Genomic DNA, 12,993 nt, shown 5'->3' on the forward strand with positions numbered 1-12,993 from the left:
CGATCCTACCGGCTGTCCTTATGATTCATCATGGCTGTGCGGCTCACGCCGTGATTCAGATGCCTGGCACGCCATCGCGGATGACACGCGAGTAGTTGCTGCCATCCGGGTTGGCGCGCGCCCGATCTGTATAGCGTGCGCGGTTGCGATATTCCTTGATTGAATCGGCACCTCGCAAAGCGCCGACCTTGTACAAATACTCCGGCAGGTAGCCGGAAGCCAGCAGTCGCCAGTTCAGTGGTAGCCCGGGCACAATACGATCCATCATCCGGAATATCAGCGTCGTACAATTTGCCGTGATGGTATGGTAAAAACGTGGCGTGTGAACCAGCCGGTTGGCTTCGTCCAGATATGCCAACAGCAGCGATTGCCGTGCCGCCGGCGCCATATGCACACGATATAAATAACCGTCTTCCTGACGGATATTGCTGCGCACGAAAAGCACATCCTTTTCATCGGCTGCGACAATGCTCAATTCGTACATTTTGAAAAAACCGCCCAGCTCGGAGAAGGCATCGCCAACTTTACGGCGGATCTCGACTGAAAAAACCAGATGCTCATCATCGTTGAAACCGAAAGAAACCAGTGCATGTGCAATGGCGGGGCCGCTCCAGTAGGAAAGGACAAGATCTACCGACGTCAGTTTGCTCAAATCATACTGCCTGGTCTCCCATTGTTCCGTAAAGAGCTCGGGCGAATGCCAGATGAAATTGCGTACGTTTTCAATCGTCATGGTATTGCCAGCCAGTGAGCCGTGCGCCTGGCGAGATACATCGGGTATCCAGTTGCGATCGTTGGCGGCACGAATAGTTCGCCACCAGTACACCAGCGCCAGTATCGACAGGGTATAGGTGATGCCGGCGATGGTTTGCAGGGGTTCAATGGTCGGATTGAGCAGGGCGGCCACAAAGAGGGCGCTGACCAGCGCCCACAGAGCGATCAGCAATCTGCGCCGCACTTTCTGACGGGTGAACTGCACCCATAACGCCAGCGTGCCCCAGATAAAAACGGCGATGACAATGAATGCCAACGTTATTATCATTGTGATAATTGCCAGAGAAAACAACGGTAAACCATATTACAGTAATTTGATGATTCTTTAAAGACAAGCGCCAGGGCACCCGTCTGCGGGCGCCGTTGCAGGTGCTCGGTTATGTGCTGCCTTGCAGGCCTGCTTAGCAACGATATGAGTGGCGGGGCCGCCGTCACCGTCACCTGCGCCTGCTTATACCCGGCCCAAAAAAACACACCGTGGTGTCAGCACGGTGTGATTCGTTTGGCTGCGTCAGTGTTGTCAGCCGTGGCCATTATGAGTAAAGCCCGGCTTGTCCGGGCGTCTGTTATTTGAGCTGACCGTCTTTATTGGTGTCAGCAGCATCAAAGTCACTGGTGACCTGTGTGATCATCTCGTCACTACTGATCTTGCCATCCTTGTTGGCATCAACGGCGGCAAACTGCTCTGTCGTCAGAATAGTTCCGACTTCTTCTGCTGTCAGCGCGTTGTCGCTGTTCTTGTCCAGATTTTTGAATGCGGCGGCCATTGCCTGATTGTATTCTTCTCTGCCAACAGCGCCATCCTTGTTCAAATCAAGCTTGACCAGTTGATCTTGCGGGATTTCTCCACCACTCGATGGCATGGCAGCCTGGGGCATGCCCTGGCCACCTGCGGACGGTGCTGCCTGTCCTGATGGTTGTTCCATGGTCTGGCCGGTACCCTGATTCGTTGTCTGGGCCGTGGCGCTATTGGCGAGAAACATGGCAGAGCCAAGGCTGGCGCTGACTGCGAATAAAGCGGCGGCAGTTTTGCTTCTCAAAAATGTGTTACTCATATATGAAACTCCTTTCTTTAACGGCGACAGGCAAAAAGCTACCTGTAAATGCCCGTTGCGACAGGTTTGTGGTGAACGACAGGCTCCTGCAGCACCAAATCGACTTTTTATACTAACACCATTCAATCGGCTATTTCATTTGGAATAATGAGGAGATGTAACGGTTTGATTCGCTGCAAAAGCAGGCGTGGCGGGCCTGTTTTCCTGTATTTCATCACAGATTTACCCCTGTTGCTGTGGCGGACAGCAGCGTGCGCCGCTGCGGCCGCCATGCCGCACTAATTAGCGGGTTTTATTGGCTTTCTCGCTATACTCAATCCAGAAGTCTGCATTGTCTACGCCTGCTATCCGGGGATCAAACACGGGGTCCAGACCGGCTTTTTTCTGACGGTCATAATCCTTGAGCACCTTGATCGCCGGTTTGCTCAACAGCACAATGGCTACAAAGTTCAGGTAGCACATACTGCCAAAGCCGATATCACCCAGGCCCCACATCAGGCTGACCGACTCGACGCTGCCCAGATAGACGACAACGAGAAACACAATTTTCAATACGAATTTCAGTATGGGATAGCGCAATTTACTGTCCAGATACACCATGGTGGTTTCAGCGATGTAGTAGTAAGCCATCAGCGTGGTAAAGGCAAAGAGGAAGATCGCAACGGCGACAAAGCCACTGCCATAGTCGGCAAAAAGGGTGGACACTGCCGTCTGGGTATACGCAGTGCCGGCAACCAGTCCTGGTACATGTTCTACCAGCGGCGACGCCGCGCCAGGCGGGATAACGTTGTATGACTCGGTCATCAGGATCATCAATGCCGTAGCGGTGCATACGAGGACAGTGTCGATATAGACCGAGAAGCCCTGTACCAGTCCCTGTTTGGCCGGATGCGAGACTTCCGCAGCAGCCGAGCTGAAGGTGGCTTCACCTGCCCCGGCGACATTGGAAAATACCGCGCGGCGTACTCCCCATGCAATGGCGGTTCCGACAATGCCACCGAAAACGGCATCGGCGCCAAAAGCGCTGGCGACAATAAGTTGCAGCAGTGCAGGAATTTTTTCGACGTTCGCCCCCAGAATGATCACCATCAATATGACATAGGCAATAGCCATGACCGGCACGACCTTATCGGCGACCCGGGCAATGCGCTTGATGCCTCCGAAGATGATCAGGCCGAGTAACGCAGTCACAATGAGGCCAGTGATGTACGAAGGCAGTCCGAAGGCGGTCGAAAAGGATTCGGCAATGGTGTTGGCCTGTATCCCAGGCACCAGCACGCCATAGGAAAGGCAAATGACCGTTGCTGCCACGACTGCGAAGGCCTTCAGGCCCAGGCCTTTTTCGATATAGTAGGGCGAGCCGCCGCGATACTGGTCGTCTGCCCGCTCCTTGTACACTTGCGCCAGGGTTGATTCAATAAATGCACTGGCGCCGCCCAGTAATGCCATCACGATCATCCAGAAAACGGCGCCCGGCCCGCCTGCCGCAATGGCAGTAGCCACCCCTGCGATATTGCCCACACCCACGCGGCCCGATAGCGCCATGCAAAATGCCTGAAAGGAAGAGATGCCATCGGCAGATTCCTTGCGTTCGCGCAACAGCCGAATCATTTCGAAAAAATATCTGAACTGAACGGCGCGGGTGATGATGGTAAAGTAAAGACCCACACCCAATGCAAGATACACGAGGGTGTCCCCCCAGATATACCCGACCAGGGTATTGACGAGTTGCTCCATGATTGACTTCTCCTTTGCAAGCGGTCGTGGCATGTTCTGCCAGCGTAGTTTTTGTAATCAAGCGGGTAAAAAAAAGGCAGACCGGACGTACCGGTTTGCCTTGTCATGCAGTCAGTTCACATACCAGATGGTTTTGGTTTGCAAATACTGGTCAAGCGCCTCTACACCCTTGTCCCGACCACCGAAACCGGACTGCTTGTAGCCGCCAAAAGGCGTTGCAATGCTGCCTTCCGAGAAGCCGTTAACCGACACCGTACCGGCCTTGACGGCTCGGGCAACATGATGGGCTCGTCTCAGGCTGCGTGTGTAAAAGGATGCGGCCAATCCGTAGTTGGAGTTGTTGGCAAGATCAATGGCCTGCTGGTCCGTGTTGAAACTGGTCACTGCCAGCAATGGGCCAAATACTTCTTCCTGGAAAATGGTCATTTCAGGTGTGATATTGTCGAAGATGGTCGGTTCGATATACCATCCGCTTCCCAGGCCTTCGTGAATATTGCCGCCTGCGACCAGCGTGCCTCCCTGGGCCAGCGTTTTCTCCAGATAGGTTTTGACCTTGTCGAAATGGGCCTGTTCGATCATTGGACCGATGGCGACTGTCTCATCGCGTGGATCGCCCACTTGCCAGTCGGCCAGCCCTGCCTTGAGTCTGGCCAGAAGTGCCTCTTTGATGGATGCGTGCACAATCAGCCGGGATCCGCAGCTGCAATTTTCGCTCATGTTCCAGAACGCAGCAGCCAGGATGGATGGTACGGCGGCATCCAGATCGGCATCTTCGAAAACGATTTGCGGGCTTTTTCCTCCGCACTCGAGCACGATTTCCTTCAAATTGCTTTGGGCTGAATACTGCAGAAAATAACGACCCACTTCGGTGGAACCGGTAAAGGAGACCATGTCGACGTCATCATGTCGACCTAGTGCTTCGCCTACCTTTTCCCCCAGGCCGCAAACCAGTGTGAGCGCACCCGGCGGCACGCCCGCCTGATGCGCCAGCTGCACCATGCGATAGGCGCTGAGCGAGGTCAGTTCTGCAGGCTTGACCACAACTGAATTGCCGGCCGCCAGTGCGGGCGCCACTTTCCAAGCGAACATCTGGGCAGGAAAATTCCATGGCAGGACAACCCCAACGACGCCCATGGGCTCCCTGACAACCAGGCCCAACGCTTCTTTTCCAGTAGGCGCCACCTTGTCGAACAGTTTGTCGATGACTTCTGCGTACCAGTAAAACGTCTCGATGGTGGCCGGCATATCGGTGTTGATGCATTCAGTAATCGGCTTGCCTGCATCGATACAGTCGAGTGCCGCCAGTTCTTCCAGGTTGGCCTGGAGCAGGGCGGCCCAGCGCAACAGAATTTGCTTTCGTTCTGCCGGCGCAAGTTCCGACCACTCACCTGACACAAACGAAGCGCGCGCAGCGGTGACAGCTGCATCTATGTCGCGACCCTCACCGTCGGCAATATGGCCGATCACCGAGTTGTCGATCGGGCTGCGGTTCTCCAGTTTGCCGCCTGTGCTACTGTGATTCGGGATCAGGTGGCCGGCCCAGAGTTCTGCCCGGCCCGCCTGTTCAAAAATGGTGTCTTTGGTCAATGTCATCTCAAACTCCGGTTTATTTGAGCAGCGCAAGAAATTCCTGCTTCTCGTTGTCGGACAGATTGGCCAGCGGCAGACGGACATTGCCTGCATCGAACGTGCCGCGCAGGCAGCCGATTTTTGCCTTCTGGTTGTAGTTGCCAGACTCCATGGAGTGGATGGCCGGATACATATCGGTCATGATTTTTTTTGCCATGTCCCAATCCTTGCTGGCGGCTGCGTTGAACAAGGCAATTTGCTCGTCCGGGAAAACATTCGCGGCACCTGCAATCCAGCTGCTGGCGCCCCAGAAAAAATAGTCGACTGGCTGATCATCACAACCGCAAATCACCTGGAAATTATCGAAGTTGGCCTGAATCATGCGTAATGCCTGACTGAAATTGCCACTGCTTTCCTTGATTGCCTTGATGTTGGGATGGCGCGCCAGGCGTGCTACCGTATCGAACTCGATTTCGACGCCGACGCGCGCGGGGAAGTTGTACATGATGATAGGCAAGTCAGTGGCTGACGCGACATATTCAAAAAATGCAATGATTCCCTCCTGGCTGGGCAGGCTATAGGGCGGGACCGACAGCATCAGGCCGTCGTAGCCCAGACGCTTGGCTTCGTGTGCACGGCGTACCGCAACGTCGGCGGACAAGTCGCTGATTCCGGCGATCAGCGTCGCCTTGCCTTTGCCTGCCTGGGCGATTGTCTGCAGGACCGTGGCGCGTTCTTCTTCCGAAAAAGTGTAATATTCCCCGGTGGTGCCGCAGGCCACCAGGCCGGTCACTCCTTTGTCGATATAGGCCAGCGCCAGTTCATGCAGACGGGCTGTATCGACTTTGTTATTCGAGTCAAACGGTGTAACCATGGGTACCAGAATGCCATTCAGATTCATTGTGTTGCTCCTTTTTGATGAGATGCGTGAAAACGGAGTTTTTGCGCAGCTAAAACGAAGTTTCTGCGCAGCTAAAACGGTGTAAGCGATAGGGGCGTATGTCAATGCCCGGCTCGGTATTGAAGTACAGTGCCTGGATCAGTTCAGCGGTAACGGCAGCCTGGGTCAGTCCCAGGTGTTGATGACCAAACGCCAGCAGCACCGGCCCCTGTCGATCGATGACCGGCAGCGAGTCGGCAATGGAGGGACGAAAGCCCATCCAGGATGTCGCATCCGAATTATCCAGGGGGGCGTTCATCATCGGCTGCGCCAGTTGCAGCAATTGCTGCGCGCGCTGCATGTTGGGCGGTGCCTGCAAACCGGCAAATTCCACTGTTCCGGCCAGCCTCAACCCCTCCTGCATTGGCGTCATGATGAAGCGCCGGTCGATGCTCGATACCGGGACAGACAGTCGTGCTGTTTCGTTCGGCAGCATCAGGTGATAGCCGCGCTCGGTGTCCAGTGGCACATCAACGCCTGTAAGCTGGCGCACCAGCGGTCTGGAATGGGCGCCTGCACAAACGACAACATGCTTTGCGCACCACTGGCCCGATGACGTATGCAATAGCACAGTGTGATCGTCCCGAACGCCTGCCTGCAAAACCTTGCAACCTTCGTATAGCTGGCCGCCCATTTGCGTGAATGCGGTCTTTAAATGTCCGGTCATGGCATTCAGGTTTGTCACATGACCGGTCTGAGGATAGAAAAGCGCGCCCAGCTGATTGGCTGCCAGTGCGGGCTCCCGTTCGCGCAATGCGTTCGTATCCAGCCAGTTATTGGCAATGCCCATGGCATTCAGGCGTGCGCCATGCTGTTGTAATCCGGAGACGCTTGCCGGGTTTTCTGCCAGCAACAACGATCCCTGTAGTCGGATCCATTGCGACAAGCCCCATTCCTCGGAGAACGTCTGCCACGCGTTCAGGCTCTGTTGGTTAAGCGCCAGCAAGGCCTGATGGATTTGCTCTGCGCGGGCGGGGCGCATATTGGCCAGCAATTTGAACAGCCACGGCATGACCTGCGCAAGATAGCGCCAGTCCAGTCGCAACGGACCCATGGGGTCCAGCAGCATGCGTGGCAATTGCCGGACAATAGCCAGATCGGCAATGGGGAAAACCTGCTCAATGGCAATATGCCCTGCATTGCCGCAAGAGGCGCCACCACCGGCCGTGTTCGTCTCCAGCAAGACCACTTGCACGCCTGCGCGTTGCAGGCTGACCGCAATGCTCAGGCCGATGATGCCTGCGCCAATGACAATTACGCGAGCGCAAGAGGGCGCGCTTGTCACGTCTGAAAATACCAGGAGCGTGGTGAGGCTGCAGCGGGAAACAAAGCGGTGCTGTTCATTGTGCAGCGATCCCCCATTTGAAAGGATCACGGTCATCAAGAATCAGGCAGTTCTCGGCGCACATATAGGCATTGCCGCGGATCACAGGCACGATCCCGTCGCCACTGACCTCCGGGCGATAATAGGCAGTAAAATGGCTGCCGATCACACTGGCCTGGCGCCAGCTTTGCCCGGGTTCAAGCAACCTGTCTGCAGCCAGGCACGCCAGTTTGGCGCTTGTTCCCGTTCCGCAAGGTGAGCGATCATAGGCCTTGCCCGGACACAGGACAAAACTCTGGCTATCGGCCGAGGCGGACTGCCCGAACAGTTCGATATGATCAATATCACCGCCACTTTCTCCGGTAATGCCAGCGGCGGTAAGTGCCTGTCGAATGGCCCAACTGATGTGAGTCAACTGATCGACATTGTCAATATGAATATCAGCAAGCGCCTGGTTCACCAGGAAAAACCAGTTGCCGCCCCAGGCTATATCGCCTGTGACCGGACCGATTTCGGGCACCTGCACTGTGACGTCCTTGCGATACCGCCAGGATCGCACATTGCGCACTGATACACTGCCGTCCTCATGCAGGGTGCAATGAACATTGCCTACCGGTGTCTCGATCGTATGCTCCCCGGCCTGAATACGTCCCAGATAGGCGAGCGATGCGATCAGACCAATGGTGCCATGTCCGCACATGCCCAGATACCCGCTGTTATTGAAGAAAATAACCCCGGCAGTCGCTTGCGGATCTATCGGTTCACACAGCAATGCGCCGACCAGTATGTCGTTGCCACGCGGCTCCAGGATAATCGCCCGGCGTAGCATGTCGTATTTTTCTTTGAAGATATCCAGCTTATCGGCCATGGAGCCGCCGCCCAGGCTGGGAAATCCTTCGTAGACCAATCGGGTCGGCTCTCCTTCAGTATGGGAGTCGATGACGTGCAGTTTTTTATATCGATCATGCATAAATGGTGTCTTCGCTAAAACAGGAAAGGGATGAATGTGCATCGAGTCCTGATTAGCTTGATGGAAATAGCAGTCCATGTCTTGACCGTTTTCTCCATTTCTATGTCGAAAACTGCATAGCCGGGTTTGCAGGGCGGTGGTAATATCGGCAATATGCACCGCTTGCGGGAATGATCAGGATTTTCCCAAGTCCGCTTGTGGCTGCAACGCGGGCAGAATGAAAAATGAAAAATGCAAATGGCAAATGAACTTTCCTTATCGAGACGCGATCCGCTTCTTTCAGGCAGACCGCCTGAAGCTGCACCCATTGCGGAGCTGGTCAATGCGGTGGCTGAGAACTTTCGGCCGCAGAACCTGGAAGCGCTATTGAGTCATCTGTCGATTCTTGCGCCGATTTTCGATGCTTTACCCAATGTCGTGTTTTTTATCAAGAACACGCGCGCAGAGTATGTCCTGGTCAACCAGACATTGGCCAAGCGTTGCGGTCTTGAGTGTGTGGCAGATGTGCTCGGCAAGCCGTCGCGGGACGTGTTCAATACGCGACAGGGTAATGAGTATACGGAGCAGGATTATCGTGTGCTGCATACCGGCAATAGCATTGCCGACAAGCTTGAGCTGCACTTTTACAGTTCAGGTGAGCTTGGCTGGTGCCTGACGCACAAAATGCCGATATACGGTGCTTGCGGCGACATTATCGCGATGGCCGGCGTGTCTGTCGATATCCAGTCGGACGAACTGAACCAGCCTGGCACCAATGAAAGACTGGAGAAAGTAGAAAGTTATGTGCGTACGCATTTTGATCAGGTGATCCGCATGGAGACGCTGGCCGATATTTCAGGGCTATCGATGTCGCAGCTGGAGCGAAACTTCAAGAAAATATTCCATATGACCCCCCTGCAGTTCATTCAGAAAACCCGCTTGGAGCATGCGCTGCGCCTGCTTGATCAGAACATGACAATTACCGAGATCTCCGCTCGTTGTGGTTATACAGACCATAGCGCATTCAGTCGGCAGTTCAAGCAGCTTACGGGCGTATCACCTTCGCAATTCAAGGAAAAAAGAGCGGGCCATCACGCAATAGTGTAGCAGCCGCCCTGTGGGTGGCGTGGTTCAATGGTTTTCGTGGGCGCTTTTGTACAGTTCATAACCCTTGCGTCGCAGGTCACAGGCCGGGCATTGATTGCAGCCGTAACCCCATGGATGGCGATGTTGCCGGTCTCCCAGATAACAGGTATGAGTGTGCTCTTCAATGAGCTGCACCAGCGGTTGTCCGCCCAGTGTTCTTGCCATGTCCCAGGTTTTTTCCTTATCGATCCACATCAACGGGGTTTCAATCACCATGGGTCGATCCAGGCCCAGACTGAGTGAGACCTGCAGCGATTTGAGCGTATTGTCGCGGCAATCGGGATAGCCAGAATAGTCGGTTTCGCACATGCCGCCAACCAGTACTTCCAGCCCGCGCCGGTACGCCAGCGCAGCGGCAAAGTTGAAGAACAGCAGGTTGCGCCCGGGTACAAAGGTGTTGGGCAGGCCGCTTTGTTCGAACTCAATGGCTTTGTCCTGCGTCAGTGCAGTATCGCTGATTTGCCCCAGTACTGAAAGATCAAGCATATGATCATTGCCAAGCCTGGCGCTCCAGGCGGGAAAGTGCACGCGCAACTGTTCGATGACCTGATCGCGGCACGTCAATTCAATGGCGTGCCGTTGCCCATAGGAAAAGCCAATGGTTTCTACATATTGGTACCGGTCCAGCGCCCAGGCCAGACAGGTGGTGGAATCCTGGCCACCGGAAAAAAGGACAAGCGCCTTGTTATTCATGTCATATTTCCTGTGTAATATAAAGTGGACTGACCGCTATCATATCAAGCCCACGTGCCGGTGGCGTTTCAATCCTCCTCCAGTGCATCAAAGCGCTGGACCAGGTAGTCAATCAACGCCCGCACGGCTGGCATCTGGCCGCGTCGCGATGAAAACACCGCATGGATGATTTCGCGCCGGGGTCTCCAATCGGGAAGCGGCCTGACCAGTGTGCCTTGTGCGAGCTGATCACAGACCATCAGGGTTGGCAACTGCACGATGCCGACGCTCGCCAGGGCTGCAATACGCAGGCCGATCATGTCGGTTGTGATCAGGCGGGGAAAGTGATGAATCACGGCCTGGGCAGAGTCTGGCCCGAATAATGTCCAGGCATATTGCTGTTGCGGCTGACCCAAGCCAAGGCTGGGCCAGTCCGCCAGGTCGGCCGGCGCGGCAGGAAGGCCATGGCGTTCCACCAGCGCAGGGCTGGCGACCAGGCACTGACTACGGTCAGACAGAGTGCGCATGATCAGATTGCTGTCCTGTATCGGTGGCGGGCGTACACGAAGGGCAATATCAATGGCCTCTGCCACAGGGTCAACCCGCCGATTGGTGGCGTCGATCTGTATGGTAACTTGCGGGTACAGCATCATGAAGTCGGCAAGCATGCACCCCACATTTGTTTGAAGCAGGGCGATGGGACAACTGATGCGTATGACGCCCCGCGGCTCGGCCCGGGTCATATCGATGATCGCCTGGGCGGCGTCGGCCTCGATCAGCATGGCTTTGCAGTGTTCGTAATATGCCAGACCGACGTCGGTCACGCCGAATTGGCGGGTGGAACGATGTATCAGACGTACGCCCAATTGTTCTTCCAGCATTCTGAGCTTGCGGCTGAGTGTGGATTTGGGGATGCCAAGCGCTCTGCCGGCAGGCGCCAAGCCCTTGTGATCGACAATCTGCACGAAGTAATAAAGATTATTGAGGTCTTGCATCCTATTTATCGTTCCATTGCTGGAACGATGTCTCCAATTTTTAGATCTACCGGAAAATTCGTTCCAAGTTTATGCTATCTGTACTGTCACTACAAGGAGATGACGAAATGAAAAAAGTACTTGGAATCTATAGCGCACCCCGCCCTCATTGGGTAGGAGATGGTTTTCCCGTCAGGTCCATGTTTTCGTATCAAAGCCATGGCAAACAACTGAGCCCCTTTTTGCTGCTGGACTATGCCGGTCCGGCCGATTTTGAGCCAGCCAGGCAAAAACGGGGGGTGGGCCAGCATCCGCATCGGGGTTTCGAGACGGTTACGATCGTCTATAAGGGCGAAGTTAGCCATCGCGATTCAACCGGGCAGGGCGGCACGATTGGCCCCGGCGATGTGCAATGGATGACGGCGGGCGCCGGCATATTGCATGAGGAGTTTCACTCAGAGGCATTCACCACCCAGGGTGGCGCGATGGAAATGGTGCAGCTGTGGGTCAATTTGCCGGCCAAAGACAAAATGGCCGCGCCGGGTTATCAGGCGGTGCTCGATAGAGATATACCCGTGGTCGCGCTGCCGAATGACGCTGGCTCGGTACGCGTGATTGCAGGTGAATATGGGCAAGAGAAAGGACCTGCACGCACGTTTACGCCAATGCATGTCTGGGATATGCGCATCAGGCAAGGCGGCATTACCGAGTTTGAGGTCCCTGAAGGCTGGAGCACTGCGTTGGTGGTGTTGCGTGGAACCGTGCTGGTCAACGGCGATACGGTGGCGCGCGAAGCGCAACTGGTAGTGCTGGACCAAGCCGATCGCCATATGGCTATCGAGGCAAACAACGATGCCGTTGTCTTGTTGCTCAGTGGCGAGCCGATTGATGAGCCGATTGTGGGCTATGGCCCGTTTGTCATGAATAGCCAGGACCAGATTGCCCAGGCCATCAGCGACTTCAATAGCGGTCGTTTTGGCCAGATGACTGAAGTATCAGCACCATAGCGGTCTTGCTGTATTTTTAAAGCGATGGGCGCCCTGCCCATCGCGAAACATGTGTGTTGCAGTATTTTTTTATTATTCAGGAGAATAAACAATGAGCGCTTCATCCACTCAATCAACAACATACAAGCGTCTGGACAAGGATCAGGCTGCAGTGCTTCTGGTCGATCACCAAACCGGCCTGCTTTCCCTGGTGCGGGACATTGATCCGGACAAATTCAAAAACAACGTGTTGGCCTTGGCCGATCTGGCCAACTATTTTAAGTTGCCGACTATTCTTACGACCAGTTTCGAGGAAGGCCCCAATGGTCCCCTGGTACCCGAGTTGAAAGAGGCCTTTCCCGATGCGTCTTATATCGCACGTCCGGGCCAGATCAATGCCTGGGACAATGAAGATTTCGTCAAGGCGATTGAAGCGACTGGCAAAAAGCAGCTGATTATTGCAGGTGTGGTAACCGAGGTGTGCGTCGCGTTTCCTGCCTTGTCAGCCATTGAGGCCGGGTATGAGGTGTTTGTGGTAACAGACGCTTCAGGCACATTCAATGAGATCACACGCCATTCCGCATGGAATCGCATGTCGGCAGCGGGCGCTCAGCTCATGACCTGGTTCGGGCTGGCAGCCGAGCTGCACCGCGACTGGCGAAATGATATAGAAGGCCTGGGAACCCTTTTCTCCAACCACATTCCAGACTATCGAAACCTGATGACCAGCCATGCCAAGCTGACCTCCGGAAAGTAAGCCCTGGCACTGCCGATGCTGACCCGAGCTGGTTGTATTGACCAGCACCGGCCATCCCCAGTAGAGCGGTGCATCAGAGCTGTCGATCACTGTAACGGATGCCGTCTGGT

At 55.0% G+C, this 12,993-nt stretch carries 12 protein-coding genes; 3 read left to right on the forward strand and 9 right to left on the reverse strand.

Translation table 11 applies throughout. From position 1 onward, the window contains the following. Positions 1-55: 55 nt before the first annotated feature. From ACTIKR_RS03070 to ACTIKR_RS03100, 7 genes are all read right to left on the reverse strand, one after another. Complete coding sequence (locus ACTIKR_RS03070; protein ID WP_442327114.1) at positions 56-1,042, reverse strand: Lnb N-terminal periplasmic domain-containing protein; 987 nt, start codon at positions 1,040-1,042, stop codon at positions 56-58. Positions 1,043-1,340: 298 nt separating this feature from the next. Then, complete coding sequence (locus ACTIKR_RS03075; protein ID WP_442327115.1) at positions 1,341-1,829, reverse strand: EF-hand domain-containing protein; 489 nt, start codon at positions 1,827-1,829, stop codon at positions 1,341-1,343. A gap of 282 nt (positions 1,830-2,111) precedes the next feature. Then, positions 2,112-3,566, reverse strand: coding sequence for an alanine/glycine:cation symporter family protein (locus tag ACTIKR_RS03080; protein ID WP_193089460.1), 1,455 nt, complete (start codon positions 3,564-3,566; stop codon positions 2,112-2,114). Positions 3,567-3,677: 111 nt separating this feature from the next. Further along, on the reverse strand, positions 3,678-5,159 hold the full coding sequence (locus ACTIKR_RS03085) for an aldehyde dehydrogenase (RefSeq protein ID WP_442327116.1): 1,482 nt from the start codon (positions 5,157-5,159) through the stop codon (positions 3,678-3,680). A 13-nt stretch (positions 5,160-5,172) separates the two neighbouring features. After that, the gene (gene dapA / locus ACTIKR_RS03090; protein ID WP_442327117.1) at positions 5,173-6,036 is read right to left on the reverse strand and encodes a 4-hydroxy-tetrahydrodipicolinate synthase; all 864 of its coding nucleotides are present in this window, start codon (positions 6,034-6,036) and stop codon (positions 5,173-5,175) included. Positions 6,037-6,085: 49 nt separating this feature from the next. Continuing rightward, entirely contained in the window at positions 6,086-7,456 is a 1,371-nt protein-coding gene (locus tag ACTIKR_RS03095) for an NAD(P)/FAD-dependent oxidoreductase (protein WP_442327118.1), read from the reverse strand. After that, positions 7,416-8,369: a 4-hydroxyproline epimerase gene (locus ACTIKR_RS03100; RefSeq protein WP_442327119.1), complete on the reverse strand. Its 954-nt coding sequence runs from the start codon at positions 8,367-8,369 to the stop codon at positions 7,416-7,418. The genes ACTIKR_RS03095 and ACTIKR_RS03100 overlap by 41 nt, the downstream gene beginning before the upstream one ends. A gap of 237 nt (positions 8,370-8,606) precedes the next feature. Here ACTIKR_RS03100 and ACTIKR_RS03105 point away from each other — a divergent pair, with 237 nt between their 5' ends. After that, the gene (locus tag ACTIKR_RS03105; RefSeq protein WP_442327120.1) at positions 8,607-9,455 is read left to right on the forward strand and encodes a helix-turn-helix domain-containing protein; all 849 of its coding nucleotides are present in this window, start codon (positions 8,607-8,609) and stop codon (positions 9,453-9,455) included. A gap of 24 nt (positions 9,456-9,479) precedes the next feature. Here the strand turns inward: ACTIKR_RS03105 and queC are convergent, their stop codons facing one another. After that, positions 9,480-10,187: a 7-cyano-7-deazaguanine synthase QueC gene (queC, locus tag ACTIKR_RS03110; RefSeq protein WP_442327121.1), complete on the reverse strand. Its 708-nt coding sequence runs from the start codon at positions 10,185-10,187 to the stop codon at positions 9,480-9,482. Between the two features lie 68 nt (positions 10,188-10,255). Next, entirely contained in the window at positions 10,256-11,161 is a 906-nt protein-coding gene (locus ACTIKR_RS03115) for a LysR family transcriptional regulator (protein WP_442327122.1), read from the reverse strand. Between the two features lie 107 nt (positions 11,162-11,268). On the opposite strand from ACTIKR_RS03115, the gene ACTIKR_RS03120 reads away from it, so the two are divergent. Both ACTIKR_RS03120 and ycaC read left to right on the forward strand, forming a co-directional pair. Next, the gene (locus ACTIKR_RS03120) at positions 11,269-12,147 is read left to right on the forward strand and encodes a pirin family protein (RefSeq protein ID WP_442327123.1); all 879 of its coding nucleotides are present in this window, start codon (positions 11,269-11,271) and stop codon (positions 12,145-12,147) included. Between the two features lie 91 nt (positions 12,148-12,238). Next, positions 12,239-12,883 (forward strand): isochorismate family cysteine hydrolase YcaC, encoded by a 645-nt coding sequence (gene ycaC, locus ACTIKR_RS03125; protein WP_442327124.1) that lies wholly within the window; start codon positions 12,239-12,241, stop codon positions 12,881-12,883. The last annotated feature ends 110 nt before the right edge of the window (positions 12,884-12,993 follow it).

This window comes from Advenella sp. (assembly GCF_052108595.1).
Classification (GTDB): domain Bacteria; phylum Pseudomonadota; class Gammaproteobacteria; order Burkholderiales; family Burkholderiaceae_B; genus Advenella.